A 22,000-nucleotide genomic window follows, 5' to 3' on the forward strand; every position below is an offset into this window, starting at 1 on the left:
CGGTACCGCGCTCGTGAGCGTGCGGGTCCGTGAGGCTCTGCGCGCCAAGCTGATCCGAGCTGTCGACGAGGTCGTCACCCGTCGGCAGGACGAGCAGACCGCGCTGCTGCGCGCCGAGGTCGCGGCGCTGCGCGCGGACCTGTCCGAGCTGGTGGCCGCGCAGGCCGACCGGGTCACCGGCGAGGTGCACGCCGCCGAGCGGCGCGCCCGTCGTGACCTGGTCGCCGCGGGGGAACGCACCGCTGTGGCGTCGACGTCGGCGTTCGTCGAGTCCGAGCTGGGCGACGCCGTCGCCCTGCCCGACGGCGCGGCCACGCTCGACCGGGCGCTCGAGCTGGCGCCGGTGGGCGGGATGGCGCTGGAGTTCGGCGTGTACGCGGGCCGCACCCTCACCCGGATCGCGGCGGCCCGCCCCGGCGGTGCCGTCGTCGGGTTCGACTCCTTCGAGGGTCTGCCCGAGACGTGGCGCCCCGGCTTCCGCGCCGGAACCTTCGACGACGTCACCGGCCCGCCGGAGGTCGACGGTGCGGAGCTGGTCGTCGGGCTGTTCGCCGACACCCTGCCCGGGTTCCTGGACACGCACCCCGGCCCGGTCGACCTGCTGCACCTCGACGCCGACCTCTACAGCTCGACGGCCACGGTCCTGGAGCTGGTGGGGCCCCGGCTGCGGCCGGGCAGCGTCGTCGTGTTCGACGAGTTCTTCAACTATCCCGGTTGGGAACAGCACGAGGCGCGGGCGTGGCGCGAGTACGTCGCCGCGTCCGGGCGCACCTTCGCGTGGGAGGCATACACGGTCGCCGACGAGCAGGTGGCGGTCCGCATCACGACATGAGGGACCTCCCGCCTGGGGCCGGGGCCTCAGGTCAGAGAGTGACCGGGCGGACGCGTGCGGCGGCGGTCGTCGCCCGCTCGCGGGCCTGCGCGACGTCGTCGCCCGACGCGACCGCCACCCCCATCCGGCGGCGGACGAAGCTCTCCGGCTTGCCGAACAGACGCAGGTCGGTGCCGGGGACGGCGAGTGCGTCGGCCACTCCGTCGTAGGCGATCCCGGTGGCCTCGACCCCGCCGTACACGACGGCGGACGCGCCCGGGCCGGTGAGCGTGACGTCGACGGGCAGGCCCAGGATCGCGCGGGCGTGCAGCTCGAACTCGGAGAGCCGCTGCGTGGCGAGGGTGACCAGGCCGGTGTCGTGCGGGCGCGGCGACACCTCGGAGAACAGGACCCGGTCGCCCGCGACGAACAGCTCCACCCCGAACACGCCCCACCCGCCGAGGTCGGCGGTGACGGCCCCGGCGATGCGGCGGGCCTCGGCGAGCGCGGCGTCGCTCATCGGCTGCGGCTGCCAGGACTCGACGTAGTCGCCGTCGCGCTGCAGGTGCCCGATGGGTGCGCAGAAATGGGTGCCGGTGGTGCCGTCGGCGTTGCGGGCGCGCACGGTGAGCAGGGTGATCTCGTAGTCGAACTCGACGAAGCCCTCGACGATCACCCGCGTCCTGGCGACGCGCCCGCCGGCCATCGCGTACTCCCACGCGCGGTCGAGGTCGGCGGCGGAGCGGAGCACCGACTGCCCCTTGCCCGACGACGACATGACCGGCTTGAGCACGCACGGATAGCCGATGCCGACCCCACCCTCGACGGCTGCACTCTCGACGGGTGAGCCCTCGATCGCGGCGCGGACCTCCGCGAGGGAGTCGGCGAACGCGTAGGGCGAGGTGGGCAGGCCGAGCTCCTCGGCGGCGAGGCGGCGGATGCCCTCCCGGTCCATCGTGAGCCGGGTGGCGCGCGCCGTGGGCACGACCGTGGCGGTGCCGGCGGCCTCGATCGCGGCGAGCGCGTCGGTGGCGATGGCCTCGATCTCGGGGACGACGAGATGGGGCCGCTCGGCCTCGATCACCGCGGTGAGCGCGGCGGGGTCGGTCATGTCGACGGTGTGGGCGCGGTGGGCGACCTGGTGGCCGGGGGCGTCGGGGTAGCGGTCGACGGCGATCACCTCGACGCCGAGCCGCTGCAGCGCGATCACGACCTCCTTGCCGAGCTCGCCCGAGCCCAGCAGCATCACACGGGTCGCGCCGGTGGTCAGGGGCGTGCCGAGACGGATCGGGGCGTCGGAGCGATGGCCGGTCGCGGTCATGGCGATCACCCTATGTCCGGCGTCACCCGCTCCTCGTCCCCGGTCCGGGGACCTCGCGGGGGAGTCGTCTCCGCGCGCCGACTCACGGTCGTGCCGACCGGCTGCGACAGCAGTGGGGTTGCGCGCGGTCCGGTGGCCGCTCAGAGGCTGTCGAGGGCACGCAGCAGCACGCCGGGGCCCGCGACATGCGCGCCGACGGCCTCGACGCGTGCGCGCAGCAGCCGGTCGGCGGTCACCACGACGACCGCGGCGCCCGTCGCGGCCAGGCCGGCGGCGACGTCGACGATCGTCGCGTCCCCGTCGGCGGGTGCCAGGACGACCTCCAGACCGTCCGTGGGGTCGATCCCGGCGGCCCGCGCAGCGCCCTCCAGGACGAGGACGATGCGCTCGACGTCCGGCGCGATGGCGGCGGTCGCTGCAGGACCGGCCCGCAGCACGCCCGCGAGCCGGCCGGCGAGGCGAGCGGCGGCGCCGGGCCGGTCGCGCCACCAGCCGTCGGGCCGCGCGCCGACGACGTTGGCACCGTCGACCACCAGCGCCGTCACGGGACCAACACCGTCACGCGACCAGCGCCGTCACGGGACCAGCGCCGTCACGGCCGGGTCAGCCGATCGGCGGTACGAGGTCGCGGGGCAGCTTGGAGGCGGCGGCCCGGTCGAGCAGCCAGCGGGTGCGGCTGCGGCCGCGCACCCCGGCGACGGGGATCGCGACCTCCCCGGCCCCGGTGAGCGCCATGGCGACGGCGGCGGCCTTCGGCTCGCCGGTCGTCATCACCCAGACCTCCACGGCGCTGCGGATAGCGGGCAGGGTCAGCGAGATGCGGGTGGGCGGCGGCTTGGGGCAACCGTGCACGGCGACGACGGACCGTTCGGTCTCGTAGACGGCGGGGGAGTGCGGGAAGATCGACGCGGTGTGTCCCTCGGGGCCCATGCCGAGCAGCAGCACGTCGAGCGCCGGCACGGAGCCGTGGTCCTCGGGTGCGGCGCGGCTCGCGAGGAGATCGGCGTAGGTCTCGGCGGCGGCGTCGGCACCCGACGGCCCGGTGCCGGTGTCGGCGCCCATCGCGAAGACCTTGGCCTGGTCGATCGCCACGTGGTCGAGCAGTGCCTCGCGGGCCTGGGTCTCGTTGCGGTCGGCGTGCCCGCGGGGCAGGAAGCGTTCGTCGCCCCAGTAGAACTCGATCCGCGACCAGTCGACGGCGTCACGGGCCTGCCCGGTGCGCAGGTTCTCCAGCAGCGCGATGCCGATGCCGCCACCGGTGAGCCCCAGCCGCGGGGTCCGGCCCGCGGCCTGGAGGTCGACGAGCCGCGTCACCAGCCGGGCCGCGACCGCTGCGGCCAGTACGTCGGGGGTGCGGTGGACGACGATGTCCGGTGCGGACGCCATGGGGACCTGCCTTCGGGGTGGGGTGGGCTCAGGGAACGAGGTTCACCGGGGTACGGCCCCGCGAGATGCGCCCGATGCCGGCGAGGGCCTCGGCGTAGATCTCGTCGGGGTCGAGGCGGCGCAGCTCCTCGGCGAGGCAGTCGGGGACGCCGCGGCGGTTCAGCGGGATCATCCGGTCGGGCTGGCCGGGTTGGCGCAGCGTCGCGGTCCGGCCGTCGGGGCGGAACAACTCGATGGCCCCGGACCGGCGGGTGAGCTGCACCGACGACATGCCGCCGCCGTTGTCGATCGCCGGTGACCGCTTGACCTTCACGTCGAGGCGGACCGCGAGCCAGCCGGCGAGCAGGTCGGTGGACGGCGACACGGTCTCCCCGGCGACGACGGCGCCGGTGACGGCCTCGTGCGGCGGGTTGTCGAGCGCGGTGGCCAGCAACGCCCGCCAGTGGGTGAGCCGGGTCCAGGTGAGGTCGGTGTCGCCGGCGACGTGGCCCGCGCGGCGCTGCTCGAACGCCTTGTTGGGGTTGCGCGATGACAGCGCGTCGGTGATGCGGCGCTGCGCGAGGCGGCCGATCGGATCGTCGGACGGCACTGCGGGTGCCTCGCCGGGCCACCACGCGACGACGGGGGCGTCGGGCAGCAGCAGTGGCACGACCATCCCGGCGCCGGCCTCCTCGGAGGCGAGCGGGCCGTAGCCGCGGAGCACGATGACCTCGCTGGCCCCGGCGTCGCCGCCGACGCGGATCTGGGCGTCGAGCCGTGGTGCGGCCTTGCGCGCCCCGCGGGCGACGACGATGACGCGGCACGGGTGCTCGCGGCTCGCCGCGTTGGCGGCCTCGATGGCGTCCTCGGCGTCACCACCGTCGTCGGTGACCATCACGAGGGTGAGCACGCGCCCCAGCGCCATGACGCCGCCGCTCTCGCGCAGCTCGACGAGCTTGCGGTTGACCGCGGAGGTCGTGCTGGAGGGAAGGTCGACGATCATCGCGGGCTCCTGGTGGGGAGGACGGTGCGGGCGGTCACGGTCGCCGCCAGGTGCGTCCGGTGCGGGCCATCATGCGGTTGGACGACTCCGGCCCCCAGCTGCCGGCGGCGTACGGGTCGGGGCCGTCGTCGGCGGCCGTCCACGCGTCGATGACCGGGTCCAGGATCTCCCAGGACCGCTCGACCTCCTGGTTGACCGGGAACAGCGACGGCTCGCCGAGCAGCACGTCGAGGATCAGCCGCTCGTAGGCCTCGGGGGAGGCCTCGGTGAACGCGGTGCCGTAGCCGAAGTCCATCGTGACGTCGCGGACCTCCATCTGGCTGCCCGGCACCTTCGACCCGAAGCGCATGGTGACGCCCTCGTCGGGCTGCACCCGGACGACGAGCGCGTTCTGCCCGAGCTCCTCGGTCATGGTCGCGTCGAAGGGCAGGTGCGGGGCGCGCTTGAAGATCACGGCGATCTCGGTGACTCGGCGCCCGAGCCGCTTGCCGGTCCGGAGGTAGAACGGGACGCCCGCCCAGCGCCGGTTGTCGACCTCGACGGTGATCGCTGCGAACGTCTCGGTGCGGGAGTCCGGGTCGTAGCCCTCCTCCTCCGTGAGGCCGCGGACGAGCTCACCGCCCTGCCAGCCACCGGTGTACTGGCCGCGCGCGGTGGTCTCGGTGAGCGGGCTGACGAGTCGGGTGGCGTTGAGCACCTTGATCTTCTCGGCGCGCAGCTCGTCGGAGGAGAACGAGACGGGCTCCTCCATCGCGGTGAACGCGAGCAGCTGCAGCAGGTGGTTCTGGATGACGTCGCGGGCGGCGCCGATGCCGTCGTAGTACCCGGCGCGCCCCCCCAGCCCGATGTCCTCGGCCATCGTGATCTGCACGTGGTCGACGTAGTGGCTGTTCCAGATGGGCTCGTAGAGCTGGTTGGCGAAGCGCAGCGCCAGGACGTTCTGGACCGTCTCCTTGCCGAGGTAGTGGTCGATGCGGAACACCGAGTCCTCGGGGAACACCTCGTTGACGATCTCGTTGAGCTCGATGGCCGACTTCAGGTCGTGGCCGAACGGCTTCTCGATGACGACGCGGCGCCACTGCTCGCCGTCCTGCGCCGACAGGCCCGAGCGGGCCAGCTGCTTGCAGACGACGGGGAACGCCGCGGGCGGGATCGACAGGTAGAAGGCGTGGTTGCCGCCGGTGCCGCGGACCCGGTCGAGGTCGCGGACGGTGTGGGAGAGCCGGTCGAACGCGTCGTCGTCGTCGAAGGTGCCCTGCACGAAGCGGAAGCCCTCGGCGAGCTTGTCCCACACGTCCTGCCGGAACGGGGTGCGCGCGTGGGCGCGGACGGCCTCGTAGACGACCTTGCCGAAGTCCTCGGAACCCCAGTCGCGGCGGGCGAACCCGACGAGCGCGAAACCCGGCGGCAGCAGCCCGCGGTTGGCGAGGTCGTAGATCGCGGGCATCAGCTTCTTGCGCGACAGGTCACCGGTGACGCCGAAGATGACCAGCCCGCAGGGCCCGGCGATGCGCGGGAGGCGCTTGTCGCGCGGGTCGCGCAGCGGGTTGGTCCAGTCGAGCGCACCCGGACCGGCGGTGGTCCTGCCAGCCGTCATCGGTGTCGTCCCCGTTCTCCTCGTGGTCTGCGAGGTGTTGTCGGTGCTGCTCGTGTCGGTGCTGCTCGTGTCGGTGCTGCGCGTCGGACCGGGCGCCGCCGCCGTGGTCAGAGCTCCTGGACCGCGCGGGCGACCGTGACCAGGCCGCCGAGGCGGTCCCGCAGGTGCAGGCCGAGCACCGGGCGTCCGGCGGCGACGAGGTCGGCGGTCGCGGCCCCGGCCTGCGCGGCGACGATATCGCCCAGCGTGCCGCCGCCCGGGACCCCGTGATCATGCTCGCTGTCGCCGGTGATGACGCAGAACGCGGCGTCCGGCGCGTCGCGATGGTGGCGGCCGGTGCCGTCGAGGGCGCGCGGGGCCCAGCCGAACGTCGTCAGCCGCCCGGTGCGCCGCGCGATCTCGGGCCGCAGCACCGCCGCCGACGCGTCCTCCAGCGGGTCGAGCCACGCCTCGACCGCGAGCGGGCCGCCGGTGCGGGCGGCGAGCTCGCGCAGCGCTCCTGCGACGGTCGTGGCCCGCAGCCAGTCGCCCGCCCGGATCTCGACGTCGCCGTCGACGGCCACGCACGGCAGCGGCGGACCGTCGGACACCGCACGGGACGCGGGCACGGCGTCCGGTTCCGGGACGGGCGGGGCGATGCCCCCGGAGAACGGGTCGGTACCGAGCACCCGCGCCGCCGTCGCGACGGCGTACTGCCACAGCACGACCTGCGCGCCGACACCACCGCGGGTGCGGAACCGGGAGTCGCCGCGGCGCAGCGACAGCGACGGCCCGCGGCCCCCGGAGCCGGGAACGAGCAGCGGGACCGGCCCGCGTCCGCCCGTCGACCCGCCGACGAGGTGCTCGACCCAGTCGGCGAGGCCGTCCGGTCCGCTCTCGGGGTCGACGACGACAGCGCCGCCGTCCTCGGCGAGCAGGAGCCCCGCCAGCACCAGCGCGGGGTTGTCCGGGTGGTCGGCCGCGACGAGCTCGGTGGCCGCGGCGGCGTCGGCGAGGATCCGGCCGACGTCGGCACCGGCGAGCCCGGCCGCGACGAGCCCCGCCGCGCCGAGGGTGCCGAAGCGGGCGGGGACGTCGCGTTCCGCGGTGACGACGGTCGTGCCGTTCCGGTGGGACGTCGTCTCCAGCCGGGAACCGGCCTCGGTGACGACGACGGTCCGCGTGGCCGCGTTCGCGTCCTCGTCGCGGATGGCGTCGGCCAGGATGCCGACTCCCATGTCGGTGGCGCTCTCCGCGCGGCCCGCCGTGTCCAGGTGGACCAGCGCGGTGGTGGCCATGTCGCCTTCGAGGACGTCGATCAGTGAGCCCGGGTCGGCCGAGTCCAGCACGGTCAGCGGTGCGGCCGCGGCCCGGGCGAGCATCGCGGCGCCGTGCGCCAGACCGGGGGCGGCGACGAGGACGACGCGGCGCGCGCCGTCGACACGCAGCTGTTCGCGCAGCGCCGCGATCTGCCCGACGAGGGGGTGTGAGGTGCGGGGCAGCGCGGACCAGCCGACCGCGTCGGTGGCCGTGCGGCCCCACACGCTCGGGTCGGCCTCGCCGATCCGGGAGGCGACGGTCTCGCCCGCCAGCCGGGCCGCGACGAGCACGGCGTCGGCGGCGAGCGGACCGTCACCCGGGTCGACCAGGGAGGAGGAGGTGTCGGGCACGGGCCGGGTCAGCCCGCGGAGTCCAGCTGCTCGCGCACGGTGGCGCCGAGCTCGTCCCAGGACTTGTCGAACTTCTCGACGCCCTCGTTCTCCAGGACGAGGAAGACGTCGGTGAGGTCGACGCCGACGCGCTCCAGGTCGTCGAACACCCGCTGGGCGTCGGGGCCGGTGCCGGTCACCTTGTCGCCCTGGGTGTCGCCGTGGTCGGCGAACGCCTTCAGCGTCTTCTCCGGCATCGTGTTGACGGTGTCGGCGACGACCAGCTCCGACACGTAGAGCGTGTCGGGGTAGTCGGGGTTCTTCACCCCGGTCGAGGCCCACAAGGGCCGCTGCGCGTTGGCGCCCTTGGCGACCAGCGCGTCCCAGCGCCCGCCCGAGAACACCTCCTGGAACGCCGCGTAGGCCAGCCGCGAGTTCGCGACGCCGGCCCTGCCGCGCAGCGCTTTCGCCTCGTCGGAGCCGATCCTGTCGAGGCGGGCGTCGATCTCGGTGTCCACCCGGGACACGAAGAACGACGCGACCGACCGGATCCCGGCCAGCGCGTGCCCGTTCGCGGCGGCCTGCTCCAGACCGTCGAGATAGGCCTCCATCACGGCGCGGTAGCGCTCGACGGAGAAGATCAGTGTGACGTTGACGCTCACGCCCTCCGACAGGGCCTGCGTGATCGCCGGCAGGCCCTGCTCGGTGGCGGGGATCTTGACCAGCAGGTTGGGCCGGTCGACGGCCTTCCACAGGTCCAGCGCCTCGGCGACGGTGGCCTCGGTGTCGCGCGCCAGCGTCGGGGCGACCTCCAGCGAGACCCGGCCGTCGACGCCGCCCGTGGCATCCCACGTGCTGCTGAACAGGTCGCAGGCCTGCTGCACGTCGGCCACGGTGATCTCGCGCACCGCGTCGGCGACCGATGCGCCGCGGGCGGCCAGCTCCCGGACCTGCTCGTCGTAGGCCTCGCCGTGGGCCAGCGCTCCGGCGAAGATCGTCGGGTTCGTGGTGACACCGACGACGTTCCAGTCCTCGATCAGCTCGCGCAGGTTGCCACTGCGCAGCCGCTCGCGCGACAGGTCGTCGAGCCAGATGGACACGCCCGCCGCGGAGAGCGCGGCAAGCCGCTCGTGGGTGCTCATGAAGGTCTCCTCTGCTCGTGTCCCGGTACGGTCCCCGTCATACCCGCGCCAGGCTCCTGCGGGCCGCGGCGACGGCGGCCTCGGTGGTGATCCCGAACTCACGGAACAGCGTCTGGTAGTCGGCGCTCGCCCCGAAGTGCTCGATGGACACGTGCTCACCGGCGTCGCCGGTGAAGCGGTACCACGGCATCGCGATCCCGGCCTCGATCGAGACCCGGGCACGGGTGGCGGCCGGCAGCACCGACTCGCGGTACTCGTCGTCCTGCTCGTCGAACCACTCCACGCACGGCATCGACACCACGCGGGTGGGGACGCCCTCGCCCTCGAACACCTCCCGCGTCTCGACGGCGATCTGCACCTCCGAGCCCGTCGCGATCAGGATCAGGGCGGGACCGTCGGCGCCGGACTCCCTCGCCAGGACGTACCCACCGCGGGCGACACCTTCGGTGGACGTGCCGTCGAGCACCGGCAGGTTCTGCCGGGTCAGCGCGAGACCGACCGGCCCGCCGCGGCGCTCGAGGGTCGCCTTCCAGGCCGCGGCGGTCTCGTTGGCGTCGCCGGGACGGACGAAGGCCAGCCCGGGGATCGCGCGCAGCGCCGCGAAGTGCTCGATCGGCTGGTGGGTCGGCCCGTCCTCGCCGAGGCCGATCGAGTCGTGGGTCCACACGAAGATCGGGTCGGCCTTCATCAGGGCGGCGAGCCGCACCGAGGGCCGCATGTAGTCGCTGAAGACGAGGAACGTGCCGCCGTAGGGCCGGGTCGGGCCGTGCAGGGCGATGCCGTTGAGCGCGGCGCCCATCGCGTGCTCGCGGATGCCGAAGTGCAGGGTGCGCCCGTAGGGGTGGGCGTTCCACATCTTCGTGGCCGCGTCCTTCGGGCCGAAGGAGTCGGCGCCCTTCATCGTCGTGTTGTTGCTCTCGGCCAGGTCGGCCGAGCCGCCCCAGAGCTCGGGTAGCACGTCGGCGAGCGCGTTGAGCACCTCGCCGGAGGCCTTGCGGGTGGCCAGGCCCTTGGCGTCGGGCTCCCAGTGGGGCAGGGCGTCGGCCCAGCCCTCGGGCAGCTCCTGGGCCACGAGCCGGTCGAAGAGCTTCTTGCGCTCGGGCTCGCGTGCGGCCCAGTCGTCGAACGAGCGCTGCCACTGTTCGTGCGCCGCCCGGCCGCGGTCGCCGACCTCGCGGGCGTGGGCGAGGGCCGCCGCGTCGACGTCGAAGCTCTTGGCCGGGTCGAAGCCCAGCGCCTCCTTGACCGCGGCGACCTCGTCCGGGCCCAGCGCGGAGCCGTGCGCGGCGCCGGTGTTCATCTTGTTCGGCGCCGGATACCCGATGATGGTGCGCAGCAGGATGAACGACGGCCGCTGTGTCTCCGCCCTGGCCGCCTCCAGCGCCGCGAGGATGCCGGTGACGTTCTCGCCGCCCTCGACGACCTGCACGTGCCAGCCGTAGGCCTCGTAACGGGCCGCGGTGTCCTCGGACAGCGCGATGTCGGTGTTGTCCTCGATCGAGATCTTGTTGTCGTCGTATACGACCGTGAGGTTGCCCAGCTCCTGGCGGCCGGCCAGCGACGACGCCTCGGAGGTGATGCCCTCCTCGATGTCGCCGTCGGAGGCGATCACGTAGATCTGGTGGTCGAACGGGCTCGCGCCCTCGGGGGCGTCGGGGTCGAACAGGCCACGCTCGCGACGGGCCGCCATCGCCATCCCGACGGCCGACGCGAGGCCCTGTCCGAGCGGGCCCGTCGTGATCTCGATGCCAGGGGTGTGCCGGTGCTCGGGGTGGCCCGGGGTCCTGGAGCCCCACGTGCGCAGCGACTCGAGGTCCTCGAGCGTCAGTCCGTAGCCCGACAGGTACAGCTGCAGGTACAGGGTGAGGCTGGAGTGGCCGCACGACAGCACGAACCGGTCGCGCCCGACCCAGTCGGCGTCCGACGGGTCGTGCCGCATGACGCGCTGGAACAGCGTGTACGCGAGCGGGGCGAGGCTCATGGCGGTGCCGGGGTGGCCGTTGCCCACCTTCTGCACTGCATCGGCGGCGAGGACCCGGATCGTGTCGACGGCCTTGCGGTCGAGGTCGGTCCAGTCGGCGGGCACGTCGGCGTGCAGGAGGGGGGAGACGTCGGTCGCTGACACGGGTTGCGCTCCTGGGGTCGTCTCGGATCGTGGGGGCCCGCGAGACGCGGGTCCGGTCGGGATCAGCCTAGTCACGGTGCCCACCCCCGCCAGGGGTGTTCCGGTCGACGTGAACGGGGCGGACGCGCGATGTGACGATGACTGCACAGTGGACACCGCGTGTCGCGTTCCCGCCCCTGCCGGACCGGCGGCGTCACCGTCGGTGGTGTCGCGGGTGGGACTGGTGAGCGGCCCGTGGGCAGCACCGGGCGGGGCCGCGGGTGGGACCGTGATGCGGTCTACCCCACGCTCCCGCCCGTCACGCCTCCGGTTACCATCGACGCGCTGTAGAAGTAGTGCGGCACGGAACTGCCACGGAACTGCGCCGGTCCTTCGAGGGCCGCAGGGTTCCGACCCACCACATCGAGCCCCACCACATCGAGCGAGGTACCTACTGGTGAGCGCCCCGGCGACACCCGCGGAGCCGGTCCCGACACCGGATGCGGGCGTGCGGCGTGACCCCGGCGCGACCCGGCTGCAGCGGGCGCGCGAGGTCGTCGACTCCTACCTCGCGCTCACGAAGACGCGCATCATCGAGCAGTTGCTCGTCGTGACCGTCCCGGCGATGTTCCTCGCCCAGCGCGGTGTCCCGTCGGTCTGGCTGATCGTCGCGACGCTGGTCGGTGGCGCGATGGCCGCGGCGAGCGCGCACGCGCTGAACTGTGTCGTCGACGCCGACATCGACGCGAAGATGAAGCGCACGTCACGGCGCCCGCTCGCCAAGGGCGTGGTGGCCCCGCGCAATGCGCTGATCTTCGGCCTCGTCCTCGGCGTGATCAGCTCGGTGTGGCTCGCGCTCACCACGAACTGGCTGGCCTCGATCCTCTCGGCCGCCGCGATCGCCTTCTACGTCCTCGTCTACACGCTGCTGCTCAAGCGGCGGACGTCACAGAACATCGTGTGGGGCGGCGCGGCGGGTTGCATGCCCGTCGTCATCGGCTGGGCCGCGGTCACCGGCGACGTCGGCTGGCCCGCGCTGGTGATGTTCGGTGTGATCTTCTTCTGGACGCCGCCGCACTTCTGGGCACTCGCGATGCGCTACCGCGACGACTACGCCGCCGCCGGCGTGCCGATGCTGCCGGTGGTCGCCACCCCGGTGCAGGTGTCGGTGCGGATCGTGATCTACAGCTGGGTGATGGCGCTGTGGACGCTGCTGCTGCTGCCGGTGACGTCGTGGATCTACGCGGGCGTGGCCGTCGTCGGCGGCGCGTACTTCGTGTTCCGCAGCCACCGGATGCACGCCGCGGTCAAGGCAGGGCGCGACGTCACCCCGATGAAGCTGTTCCACCTGTCGAACATCTACCTGTGTGTCCTGTTCGCGGCCATCGCCGTGGACGCCGCCGTCGGGCTCCCGACGTTCGGCCTGCCCTTCTGACCGGGTCCCGGTAGGCGGGGCAGCGGCCCGGGGGAGTACCCGTCAGGGGAGTAGCAGGAGCTTCCCGGTGGTGCGCCGGCCCTCGAGGTCCTCGTGCGCGGCCCGGGCCTCGGCGAGGGCGTAGCGGCCCCCGATCCGCACGTCCAGCGTCCCGGCGGCGACCTCTCCGTACACGGCCGCTGCCCGGGCGAGCAGGGCGTCGTGGTCGACGATGTGGTCGAACAGCTTCGGGCGGGTCAGGAACACCGAGCCCTGCGCGTTGAGCCGCTGCGGGTCGACGGGCGGGACCGGGCCGCTGGAGCCGCCGAACAGCACCAGCATCCCGCGGCGGCGCAGGCTCGCGAGGCTCGCGTCGAACGTGGCGGCGCCGACGCTGTCGTAGGCCACCGCGACCCCGTCGCCGCCTGCCGCGTCGCGGATCGCGCCGGCGAGGTCGTCGACCTCGGTGTAGCGGATCACCTCGGCGGCGCCCGCGGCGCGGGCGAGCTCCTCCTTCGCCGGCGTCGAGACGGTGGCCACGACCCGGCCGCCCCGCGCGGTGACCATCTGGGTGAGCAGCAGCCCGACCCCGCCCGCGGCCGCGGTGACGAGCACCGTGTCGCCGGGGGAGACAGGGAAGGTGTCGGTGACGAGGAAATGGGCCGTCATCCCCTGCAGCAGGGCGCCGACGGCGTGCTCGTCGCTCACCGCGTCGGGGACGGGGACGACCTTCTCGGCGGGCACGGCGATCGCGTCGGCGTAGCTGCCCGCCTGCTCGCTCCAGGCGACCCGGTCGCCCACCGCGACACCGGAGACGCCCGGCCCGAGCGCGAGGACGCGACCGACCCCCTCCAGACCCGCGATGTAGGGCGTGGCCATCGGGTAGAGGCCGCTGCGCTGGTAGGTGTCGATGAAGTTCACCCCGGCGGCGGCGACGTCGACGAGCAGTTCCCCGGGGCCGGGCTCCGGTTCGGCCACGTCGACGAGGGCGAGGACCTCGGGTCCGCCGGGTTCGGTCACCTGGACTGCGCGCATGACGGCCTCCCTGCCGATGTGCCTGCCGATGTCGTGCCGATGACGTGCCGATGTCGTGCCGATGTCGTGCCGATGAGCTTGCGGTGTGCTGCCTGCCGACGTCCGGGAACGGCGTGCCGGGCGCGGAGCGGTCGCGGACCGTCCGGGGCGCGGACGCCGCGACGGTCAGGACTCGGGGCGGCCCGCCGACGCGTGGACCGGGGCGCCGTCGGTGCCGGGTGTGCCGTCCACGGCGGCGGGCGGCGGTGCTGATTCCGGGGGGACGTCGCCGGTCACGCGGTCGTCGGCCGGGACCGGGGCCCGGGTCGCCGTCCACACCGCCGCCGCGGCCGCGGTGACCAGCGCCGCACCGAGCACGTGCAGCGACACGAGGGCCTCGGGGACGCCGAGACCGTACTGGATGCCGCCGAGTGCCCCCTGGGCCAGCACGACGCCGACCAGCCACCAGTAGCGGCGGCGCAGCCGGGCGGGCGCCTTCGTGGCCCACAGCGCGAAGCCGAGCCCGACGACCATGCCGAGGTAGGCGAACAGCAGGTCGGCGTGCAGCTGCGCGAGGGTCGGGACGCCGATGTCGAGCCGCGGGGTCGCGGCGTCACCCGCGTGCGGGCCCGCCGAGGTGACGAGCGTCCCGGCGACCAGCAGGGCGCCCAGCACGACCGTCGAGGTGATCACGAGGCCGCGTACGTGCCGGGGGACGACGCGCGTGGTGGGCCCGCCGTCGCGAGCCTCGGCGACGAGCTCGACGGCGAGCCACACCAGCACGATCGAGGCCAGGAAGTGCGGCATCACGCTCCACCAGGCCAGCCCGACGAGGACGGTGATCCCACCGATGACGGCCTGCGCGACGACGCCCAGCGGCATCGCGGCGGCCAGCCAGACCAGCCGCGTGCGGCGGGGCCTGGCGCCGAGCGCGGCGAGCAGGCACGCACCCGAGACGAGCACGACGACGACGGCGAGCAACCGGTTGCCGAACTCCACCCACTGGTGCAGCGGGAGCAGTTCCGGGTGCGCGACCGGGACGATGCTGCCGGGGTTGCACTGCGGCCACGTCGGACACCCCAGGCCCGAGCCGGTGACGCGCACGACCGAGCCGGTGACCGCGATGCCGATCTGCGCGACCACGGCGGCGACGGCGAGCCGTCTCATCAGCACCGGGGGCGTGACGGGCAGGCGGTCGAGCAGGGAGGAACGGGCCACGGCCCGATGGTAGGCGGCGACGTCACCGCTCCTCGCACCGCGGTGGGGTCGGCTCAGCTCGTCGTGGAACGGACGAACCGGGCAACATGCCTGCGGTCGGGGGTCCGCGCGGCACCGCGGCCTGCAGGGCCCCACCGAACGTGTGCTCGGATCGTCCCGGGGTGCGCCGATCACCCGCTCGATGTCACGGGGTCCGTCGAGCGTGTCGTCAGCGCTCCCGACCCGCGCTGACGACACGTCCGGTGTCGAGCCGATGTCGGGGAGCACCCACCCGCCCGGGGCTCGCGGGTGAGTGAGCAGCGTCGACGCGGGGCGCTGGACACGGGGCGATCCAGCGCGGCGATCCAGCGCGGCAGCAGCGCTCCGGGGCCGGCGCCCACGACACGTCCGGTGCCGGGCGGGGCGCCGCCGAGCGGCGATCCGGGCCGGGAGACCGGGTCGGGAGCCGGGCTCAGGTCAGGCGGACGAGCCGAGCGGCCGCGACCCCGGCGACCACGGCCCACGCGACCAGGACGAGCAGCGGCTGCAGCAGCGATCCGTCGGTCCCGGCGAGGGCGATCCGCAGCCCCTCGGCGAGCGCCCCCGAGGGAAGCAGCCCGGCGACGGTGGCCAGCCCGGCGGGCAGCGTCGCCAGCGGCACGACGATCCCGCCGCCGAGCAGCAGCACGAACCACACGACGTTGGCCAGCGCCAGCACGATCTCGGCGCGCAGGGTCCCGCCGAGCAGCAGCCCGAGCGCGCCGAACGCCGCGCAGCCCAGCAGGACCAGCACCAGCGCGACACCGACCCCGCCACCGGGACGCCAGCCCAGGGCCAGTGCGATCAGCCCGAGCACGACGACCTGGACGACGACCGTGCCCAGGACCGCGACGAGCCGCCCCGCGACGAGCAGCCAGCGCGGGAGCGCGGTGGCCGCGAGCCGACGTACCACGCCGTAGCGGCGGTCGAAGCCGAACGCGATGGCCTGGCCGGTGAACGCCGTCGACATCACGGCGAGGGCGAGCACGCTCGCGAACACGGAGTCGACGCGCGGCGCGGGCAGGTCGATGATGTCGACGAGGCTGAGCCCGACGAGCAGCACGATCGGGATGAGCAGGGTGAGCAGCACCTGCTCGCCGTTGCGCAGCGCGAGCCGCAGCTCCAGCGACGACTGCGTGGCGAGCATCCGGCCCAGGTCGCCGCGGCCGGGCCGCGGGGTGAAGGTGCCGGGGGCGAAGCGTCCGGGGGACGGTCTCGACGCGGTCACGGGCGCAGTTCCCGTCCGGTGAGGTCGAGGAAGACGTCCTCGAGGCTGCGGCGGGTGATACGGACGTCGTCGGCGAGCGCACCCTGGGTGGCGCACCAGGTGGTGACGGCCGCGAGCACGGGCGGGTCGATGCGGCCCTGCACGACGTAGCGGCCTGCGGCAGGCTCGGCGGCCGCGTAGCCGGCGGGCAGCGCGGCGGCGAGCTCGGTCACGTCCATACCGGCGCGGGCGCGGAACCGCAGCTCCTGGCTGTCGGCGGTGGTGGTGAGCTCGGCGGGGCTGCCGTGGGCGACGACGCGCCCGTGGTCGATGATGACGACGTCGTCGGCCAGCGCCTCGGCCTCCTCCATCAGGTGCGTGGTGAGCAGCACGGCCACGCCGTCGCGGCGCAGGCTCTCGATCAGCTCCCACACGAGGCGGCGTGCCTGCGGGTCCATCCCGGCTGTCGGCTCGTCGAGGAACACCAGCTCGGGGCGGCCGACGACGGCGCACGCGAGCGCGAGGCGCTGCTGCTGCCCGCCGGAGAGCCGCTTGTAGGTGGTGCGGGCACAGGAGCCGAGGCCGAGCACCTCGATCAGCTCGTCGACGTCGAGAGGATGGGCGGAGCAGGCGGCGACGAGGCGCAGCATCTCCGCGGCCCGTACGCCGGGATAGGCACCGCCGCCCTGGGGCATGACGCCGATGCGGGCGCGCAGCGCGTCGGGCGCACCGGCCGGGTCGAGCCCGAGGACGCGGACCTCGCCGGCGTCGGCGCGGCGGAGACCGGTGCAGATCTCGACGGTCGTCGTCTTGCCCGCGCCGTTGGGGCCGAGCAGCGCGACGACGCTCGCGGCGGGCACGTCGAGGTCGACGCCGTCGACCGCGGTCGACGGCCCGTAACGCTTGACGAGGCCCCGCACGGTGACGGCCGATCCGGGCGGCCCGTCGGCAGGCAGACTCACGTCGCGGAGTCTACGGAGCGTGTGCGGGGGTCCGGCCGGTCAGGGCCGCCGCGGCCCTCGCGAGGGGCCGCTCCGGGCGGGTCGGCGGGCCCACCTGGCGCCCCGGCGCGGCGGCGGACGACGAGGACCGCGGCCACGAGCAGCAGCAACCCGGCGACGATCGACATGGGCAGCTGGTAGGCGCGGAAGTCGAAGTCGGCGCCGGTGGGCGGCACCATCACGGCGAGCAGCGCGGAGGCGGCGAGCGCGATCCGCCGGTAGCGGGGGAGCCCGCGGGTGGCGGCGAGCGGGATGGCCGCCCACAGCAGGTACCAGGGGTGCACGACCGGCCCGAGCAGCACGACCGCGCCCAGCCCCGCTCCGAGCCCGGTGACGGGGTCGACCCGGCCGCGCAGGGTGGCGAACAGGAGCAGCGCGCACAGCCCGGCCGCAGCGAGGCCGCCGATGCCGCGGGTGAGCATCAGCGTGCTGTCGGTGTGGTCGCCGAGGCCGACGAGGATGCCCAGCTGGCCCGAGAGCTGGCCCAGGTCGGTGGCCAGTGACATCCAGCTGCGGATGCTGTTCGCGGTGCCGAGGGTGTGGACCCAGCCGAACCCGAGGCCGGTGGCCCAGCCGAGCACGACGAGGACGGCCGCGGCCACGGCGGCGAGCACGGCGGCGACGAACGCCACGTCGCGGGCCCGGCCTCCGCGGCGGCGGGCCAGGTACATGCCGAGGAACCCGAGTGCGAGCAGCGCCGGGACCTTGACGGCGGCGCCCGCGGTGATCAGCGCCGCACCGGGGATCCAGCCGAGGGGGCCGGTGGCCCGCAGCCCGAGCTCGAGTCCGGCGAGCATGAGGCCGATCATCAGTGCCTCGTTGTGGATGCCGCTGACGAGGTGGAACAGCACGAGGGGGTTCACCGCGCCGAGCCACAGCGCGAGGCCGGGCTCGACGCCGCAGCGACGGGCGAGCTTGGGCAGCGCCCACAGGACGAGGCCGACACCGGCCAGGGCGAGGACACGGTGCAGGAACAGGCCGAGGACGACGTCGTCGCCCGAGAGCGCGGTGATGCCGCGGCCGAGCCCGAGGAACAGCGGGCCGTAGGGGGCGGGGGTGTCGCGCCAGATCGTCGGGATCGCGCGGGTCAGCGGGTCGTCGACACCGAGGGCCTGGGCCGGCCCCAGCAGGTACGGGTCGATGCCACGGGCTGTGATGGCCGACTGCGCGAGGTAGCTGTAGACGTCCTTCGAGAACAACGGCGGCGCCGCGCACAACGGCAGCGCCCACAGGATGCCGGTGCGGGCGAGCTGCACCCGGTCGGGCGCCGGGGCGACCGCCCCCTTGTCGTTGAGCATCCGGCCGATCCACAGCCACGCGAGGACGAGCATGCCCATCCCCGCGTAGGTGATGGCGATGGCGACCGTGACGTTGCGGCCCGGCAGCCCCAGGATGCGCAGGCCGTTGAGCGGGTTGGGGACGGGCAGCGCGCCCGCTCCGAGCGCACCGAACGCCATGAGAAGTGCCCCGGTGAGCCCGAACCGGCGGGCGATGCGGGACGGATCCCGGTCGCGTGGTCGCGTGGGCGCCGGCTCCGGACCGGTGGACGGGACGGCGCCGGGCCCGGACGTGTCGAGCCCCGGTGCGGCCATGTCCGGAGGGTAGCGAGGGGGTCTGCCGTGACGCCGCTCACCCGAGGGGAGGGGGTGCTTTGCCCCCCGGCCGCAAATAAGCAACACTGGTGTTGTGAAAACAGCCGGCCGCCCCGACGAGGGAGAGCGGGCCGTCGTGGATCAGGGGCTCGACCAGTCCTCCTCCACCGACGGCGGTACCCGCCTGGCTGTGGCACGCCTGCTGCTGGAGCAGGGCCCGGTCACCGCCGCGGCCGTCGCCTCACAGCTGGAGCTCTCGGGCGCCGCGGTCCGCCGCCACCTCGACGCGCTGATCGCCGACGGGGAGGCCGAGGCGCGCAAGGCGTCGCAGAAGGCCAACCGCGGGCGCGGCCGGCCGGCGCGGGAGTACCTGCTCACCGATGCCGGCCGGGTCCGTTTCGGCCACGGCTACGACGACCTCGCCGCCAGCGCGCTGCGCTTCCTCGCCGAGATGGCGGGCGGCAACGCCGTCACCGCCTTCGCCGAGAACCGGGTCGTCGAGCTGCTCGGTCCGCAGGCCGCGGAGATCCGGCGGGCGGCCTCGCCCGACGCCCGCGCCGACGCACTGGCCGAGGTGCTCACCGCCCGCGGCTACGCCGCACAGGCCCGCGAGGCCGGGCACGGCGTGCAGCTCTGCCAGCACCACTGCCCGGTGGCCCACGTGGCCGCCGAGTTCCCGGAGCTCTGCGAGGCCGAGACGAAGGCCTTCGCGCAGCTGCTGGGCACCCACGTGCAGCGCCTGGCCACGATCGCACGCGGCGATGCCACGTGCACCACACACGTTCCGCTGGAGGACACCTCCGACGTCCTGCGGCGGCTCGGTTCGGATCACTCCGGGCCGCAGGCAACGGTGCCTGTGCCGCCGGAGGGTCACGCCCTCACGACCACCACTGGGACGACCACCACGGTCCCGACAGGGAGGCAGCCCGAATGACGACCGCTCCTGAGGTCCAGCCTCAGCTGACGCAGGAGGAGACGCTCGCGACGCTCGGCCGCTACGACTTCGGTTGGAGTGACCCGGACGTCGCAGGCACCTCCGCACGTCGCGGCCTGTCGGCCGACGTCGTCGCCGACATCTCCCGGCTGAAGAACGAGCCCGAGTGGATGCTCGAGTTCCGGCTCAAGGCGCTCAACCTGTTCGAGCGCAAGCCGATGCCGCGCTGGGGTTCCGACCTGTCCGGCATCGACTTCGACAACATCAAGTACTTCGTGCGGTCGACGGAGAAGCAGGCCACCTCCTGGGACGACCTGCCCGCCGACATCAAGAACACCTACGACAAGCTGGGCATCCCGGAGGCCGAGAAGGCCCGCCTGGTCGCCGGTGTCGCCGCGCAGTACGAGTCCGAGGTCGTCTACCACCAGATCCGTGAGGACCTGGAGGAACAGGGCGTCATCTTCCTGGACACCGACACCGGCCTGCGTGAGCACCCGGAGCTGTTCAAGGAGTACTTCGGCTCCGTGATCCCGTCCGGGGACAACAAGTTCTCGGCGCTCAACTCGGCCGTGTGGTCGGGCGGGTCGTTCATCTACGTGCCGCCGGGCGTGCACGTCGACATCCCGCTTCAGGCCTACTTCCGGATCAACACCGAGAACATGGGCCAGTTCGAGCGCACGCTGATCATCGCCGACGAGGGCTCGTACGTGCACTACGTCGAGGGCTGCACCGCGCCGATCTACAAGTCGGACTCGCTGCACTCGGCCGTCGTCGAGATCGTCGTGAAGAAGAACGCCCGCGTGCGGTACACGACCATCCAGAACTGGTCGAACAACGTCTACAACCTGGTCACCAAGCGCGCCAAGGCCGAGGAGGGCGCGACCATGGAATGGGTCGACGGCAACCTCGGCTCCAAGGTGACCATGAAGTACCCGGCCGTGTTCCTCATGGGCGAGTACGCCAAGGGTGAGGTCCTCTCGATCGCTTTCGCGGGCGAGGGCCAGCACCAGGACGCCGGCGCGAAGATGGTCCACATGGCGCCGAACACGTCGTCGACGATCATCTCGAAGTCGGTGGCGCGCGGCGGCGGCCGTACCTCCTACCGCGGCCTGGTCCAGGTCAACGCGCGGGCGAAGAACTCCCGCTCGACGGTGAAGTGCGACGCGCTGCTGGTCGACACGATCAGCCGGTCCGACACCTACCCCTACGTCGACGTCCGCACCGACGACGTCTCGATGGGGCACGAGGCCACGGTCTCCAGGGTGAGCGACGAGCAGCTCTTCTACCTGATGAGCCGCGGCCTGACCGAGGACGAGGCCATGGCGATGGTCGTGCGCGGGTTCGTCGAGCCCATCGCGCGCGAGCTGCCCATGGAGTACGCGCTGGAGCTCAACCGGCTCATCGAGCTGCAGATGGAGGGTTCGGTCGGATGAGTTCGTCCGAAACGGTGGCCGCCAACCCGGAGGGCCGCACCTACGGCAGGGGTGGCGTCCCGCCCGCCGGCGCGATGGAGCGCTTCACCTCCTACGACGTCGAGGCCTTCGAGGTCCCCGGCGGCCGTGAGGAGATCTGGCGCTTCACGCCGATGAAGCGCCTGCGTGGGCTGCACGACGGCACGGCAGCGTTCGACGGCACCGCCGCGATCGGCGTGACGGGCGGGGACGGCGTCACCGCCGAGACCGTCGGTCGCGACGACGCGCGGATCGGTCAGGGCGGAATCCCGTCCGACCGGGTCGGCGCGCAGGCCTGGTCGGGGTTCCGCGAGGCCACCGTCGTCACGCTCGACGGCACCCCCGAGCCGGTCACGATCACGCTCGACGGCCCCGGTGAGGGCGCCACCGCGGTGGCGCACCTGCAGATCCGCACCACCCCGCACACCCAGGCCACTGTCGTGGTCGAGGGTCGCGGGTCGGGCGCGCTGGCCGACAACATCGAGTTCGTCGTCGCCGACGGCTCGAAGCTCGTCGTGATCGTCACCGAGGAGTGGGCCGACGACGCCGTCCACGTCAGTGCCCAGCACATCGCGCTGGGCCGCGACGCGACGATCGTCGCCACGTCGATCGCGTTCGGCGGCGACCTGGTGCGGATCAGCCCGACCGTCAACTACACCGCTCCCGGCGGGTCCGCGGAGCTGTTCGGACTCGGCTTCGCCGACGCCGGCCAGCACCTCGAGCAGCGGCTGCTCGTCGACCACTCGACGCCGAACTGCACCTCGAACGTCCTCTACAAGAACGCCCTGCAGGGCAAGGAGGGCGTCACCGACGCGCACACCGTCTGGATCGGCGACGTGCTGATCCGCGCGGCCGCCGAGCAGACCGAGACGTTCGAGTTCAACCGGAACCTGGTGCTGACCCCGCACGCGCGGGCCGACTCGGTGCCGAACCTCGAGATCGAGACCGGCGAGATCGCCGGCGCCGGCCACGCCAGCGCCACCGGCCGCTTCGACGACGAGCAGCTGTTCTACCTGCAGAGCCGCGGCATCCCCGAGGACGCCGCACGCCGCCTCGTCGTGCGCGGCTTCTTCGGCGAGATCCTCAGCCGGATCCCGGTCACCGAGCTGCGCGAGCGCCTCGAGGCCGCCGTCGAGGCCGAGCTGGCCTTCACCGGCGTCTGAGCACCGTCGCCGAGCAC

The 22,000-nt window shown here is 73.6% G+C and carries 18 protein-coding genes; 5 read left to right on the forward strand and 13 right to left on the reverse strand.

Features of this window, described 5'->3' with window-relative positions; translation table 11 throughout:
- The first annotated feature begins 13 nt into the window (after window positions 1–13).
- Window positions 14–832 carry a class I SAM-dependent methyltransferase gene (locus TOK_RS27360; RefSeq protein WP_253258671.1) on the forward strand — a complete coding sequence of 273 codons (819 nt, stop codon included), beginning with the start codon at window positions 14–16 and terminating at the stop codon, window positions 830–832.
- A gap of 31 nt (window positions 833–863) precedes the next feature.
- Here TOK_RS27360 and purT read toward each other — a convergent pair whose 3' ends face one another.
- The 8 genes from purT to tkt form a co-directional block, all read right to left on the reverse strand.
- Window positions 864–2,132: a formate-dependent phosphoribosylglycinamide formyltransferase gene (gene purT, locus TOK_RS27365; RefSeq protein WP_098960930.1), complete on the reverse strand. Its 1,269-nt coding sequence runs from the start codon at window positions 2,130–2,132 to the stop codon at window positions 864–866.
- Window positions 2,133–2,272: 140 nt separating this feature from the next.
- Window positions 2,273–2,677, reverse strand: coding sequence for a hypothetical protein (locus TOK_RS27370; protein ID WP_098960890.1), 405 nt, complete (start codon window positions 2,675–2,677; stop codon window positions 2,273–2,275).
- A gap of 58 nt (window positions 2,678–2,735) precedes the next feature.
- On the reverse strand, window positions 2,736–3,518 hold the full coding sequence (gene pgl / locus TOK_RS27375) for a 6-phosphogluconolactonase (protein WP_098960891.1): 783 nt from the start codon (window positions 3,516–3,518) through the stop codon (window positions 2,736–2,738).
- Between the two features lie 28 nt (window positions 3,519–3,546).
- Window positions 3,547–4,500: a glucose-6-phosphate dehydrogenase assembly protein OpcA gene (gene opcA, locus TOK_RS27380; RefSeq protein WP_098960892.1), complete on the reverse strand. Its 954-nt coding sequence runs from the start codon at window positions 4,498–4,500 to the stop codon at window positions 3,547–3,549.
- Between the two features lie 34 nt (window positions 4,501–4,534).
- Complete coding sequence (gene zwf, locus TOK_RS27385; protein ID WP_098960893.1) at window positions 4,535–6,097, reverse strand: glucose-6-phosphate dehydrogenase; 1,563 nt, start codon at window positions 6,095–6,097, stop codon at window positions 4,535–4,537.
- Between the two features lie 107 nt (window positions 6,098–6,204).
- The gene (locus TOK_RS27390) at window positions 6,205–7,746 is read right to left on the reverse strand and encodes a hypothetical protein (RefSeq protein WP_098960894.1); all 1,542 of its coding nucleotides are present in this window, start codon (window positions 7,744–7,746) and stop codon (window positions 6,205–6,207) included.
- An 8-nt stretch (window positions 7,747–7,754) separates the two neighbouring features.
- Entirely contained in the window at window positions 7,755–8,867 is a 1,113-nt protein-coding gene (gene tal / locus TOK_RS27395) for a transaldolase (RefSeq protein WP_098960895.1), read from the reverse strand.
- 37 nt (window positions 8,868–8,904) lie between these two features.
- Window positions 8,905–10,992: a transketolase gene (gene tkt / locus TOK_RS27400; RefSeq protein WP_098960896.1), complete on the reverse strand. Its 2,088-nt coding sequence runs from the start codon at window positions 10,990–10,992 to the stop codon at window positions 8,905–8,907.
- A 487-nt stretch (window positions 10,993–11,479) separates the two neighbouring features.
- On the opposite strand from tkt, the gene TOK_RS27405 reads away from it, so the two are divergent.
- Window positions 11,480–12,406, forward strand: a complete 927-nt coding sequence (locus TOK_RS27405; RefSeq protein WP_216362123.1) for a heme o synthase — start codon at window positions 11,480–11,482, stop codon at window positions 12,404–12,406.
- A gap of 42 nt (window positions 12,407–12,448) precedes the next feature.
- Here the strand turns inward: TOK_RS27405 and TOK_RS27410 are convergent, their stop codons facing one another.
- The 5 genes from TOK_RS27410 to mptB all read right to left on the reverse strand — a co-directional run bounded on the left by TOK_RS27410 (window position 12,449) and on the right by mptB (window position 18,435).
- A complete protein-coding gene (locus TOK_RS27410; RefSeq protein ID WP_098960898.1) occupies window positions 12,449–13,420 on the reverse strand; it encodes a quinone oxidoreductase in 972 nt (323 codons plus the stop codon).
- Between the two features lie 165 nt (window positions 13,421–13,585).
- The gene (locus tag TOK_RS27415) at window positions 13,586–14,617 is read right to left on the reverse strand and encodes a heme A synthase (protein WP_253258672.1); all 1,032 of its coding nucleotides are present in this window, start codon (window positions 14,615–14,617) and stop codon (window positions 13,586–13,588) included.
- Window positions 14,618–15,068: 451 nt separating this feature from the next.
- Window positions 15,069–15,863: an ABC transporter permease gene (locus TOK_RS27420; RefSeq protein WP_374754934.1), complete on the reverse strand. Its 795-nt coding sequence runs from the start codon at window positions 15,861–15,863 to the stop codon at window positions 15,069–15,071.
- Entirely contained in the window at window positions 15,860–16,804 is a 945-nt protein-coding gene (locus TOK_RS27425) for an ABC transporter ATP-binding protein (protein ID WP_253258673.1), read from the reverse strand. Before TOK_RS27425 ends, TOK_RS27420 begins: the two co-directional genes overlap by 4 nt.
- Window positions 16,801–18,435 carry a polyprenol phosphomannose-dependent alpha 1,6 mannosyltransferase MptB gene (mptB, locus tag TOK_RS27430; RefSeq protein WP_253258674.1) on the reverse strand — a complete coding sequence of 545 codons (1,635 nt, stop codon included), beginning with the start codon at window positions 18,433–18,435 and terminating at the stop codon, window positions 16,801–16,803. Before mptB ends, TOK_RS27425 begins: the two co-directional genes overlap by 4 nt.
- Before the next feature lie 94 nt (window positions 18,436–18,529).
- Here mptB and TOK_RS27435 point away from each other — a divergent pair, with 94 nt between their 5' ends.
- Genes TOK_RS27435 through TOK_RS27445 form a run of 3 tightly spaced genes read left to right on the forward strand, consistent with a single transcriptional unit; the run spans window position 18,530 to window position 21,983 of the window.
- Window positions 18,530–19,369 carry a metalloregulator ArsR/SmtB family transcription factor gene (locus tag TOK_RS27435; protein WP_098960899.1) on the forward strand — a complete coding sequence of 280 codons (840 nt, stop codon included), beginning with the start codon at window positions 18,530–18,532 and terminating at the stop codon, window positions 19,367–19,369.
- Window positions 19,366–20,802 (forward strand): Fe-S cluster assembly protein SufB, encoded by a 1,437-nt coding sequence (gene sufB / locus TOK_RS27440; RefSeq protein ID WP_098960900.1) that lies wholly within the window; start codon window positions 19,366–19,368, stop codon window positions 20,800–20,802. Before TOK_RS27435 ends, sufB begins: the two co-directional genes overlap by 4 nt.
- Complete coding sequence (locus TOK_RS27445) at window positions 20,799–21,983, forward strand: SufD family Fe-S cluster assembly protein (RefSeq protein ID WP_098960901.1); 1,185 nt, start codon at window positions 20,799–20,801, stop codon at window positions 21,981–21,983. The genes sufB and TOK_RS27445 overlap by 4 nt, the downstream gene beginning before the upstream one ends.
- Window positions 21,984–22,000: the final 17 nt, after the last annotated feature.

This window comes from Pseudonocardia sp. N23 (genome assembly GCF_002583555.1).
Lineage (GTDB): Bacteria > Actinomycetota > Actinomycetes > Mycobacteriales > Pseudonocardiaceae > Pseudonocardia.

What these genes read in the sequence shown, in the direction of transcription:
- zwf (WP_098960893.1), bottom strand. Translation starts at nt 6,097, where the DNA reads ATGACGGCTGGCAGGACCACCGCCGGTCCGGGTGCGCTCGACTGGACC.
- mptB (WP_253258674.1), bottom strand. Translation starts at nt 18,435, where the DNA reads ATGGCCGCACCGGGGCTCGACACGTCCGGGCCCGGCGCCGTCCCGTCC.
- TOK_RS27410 (WP_098960898.1), bottom strand. Translation starts at nt 13,420, where the DNA reads ATGCGCGCAGTCCAGGTGACCGAACCCGGCGGACCCGAGGTCCTCGCC.
- opcA (WP_098960892.1), bottom strand. Translation starts at nt 4,500, where the DNA reads ATGATCGTCGACCTTCCCTCCAGCACGACCTCCGCGGTCAACCGCAAG.
- TOK_RS27445 (WP_098960901.1), top strand. Translation starts at nt 20,799, where the DNA reads ATGAGTTCGTCCGAAACGGTGGCCGCCAACCCGGAGGGCCGCACCTAC.
- purT (WP_098960930.1), bottom strand. Translation starts at nt 2,132, where the DNA reads ATGACCGCGACCGGCCATCGCTCCGACGCCCCGATCCGTCTCGGCACG.
- pgl (WP_098960891.1), bottom strand. Translation starts at nt 3,518, where the DNA reads ATGGCGTCCGCACCGGACATCGTCGTCCACCGCACCCCCGACGTACTG.
- tal (WP_098960895.1), bottom strand. Translation starts at nt 8,867, where the DNA reads ATGAGCACCCACGAGCGGCTTGCCGCGCTCTCCGCGGCGGGCGTGTCC.
- sufB (WP_098960900.1), top strand. Translation starts at nt 19,366, where the DNA reads ATGACGACCGCTCCTGAGGTCCAGCCTCAGCTGACGCAGGAGGAGACG.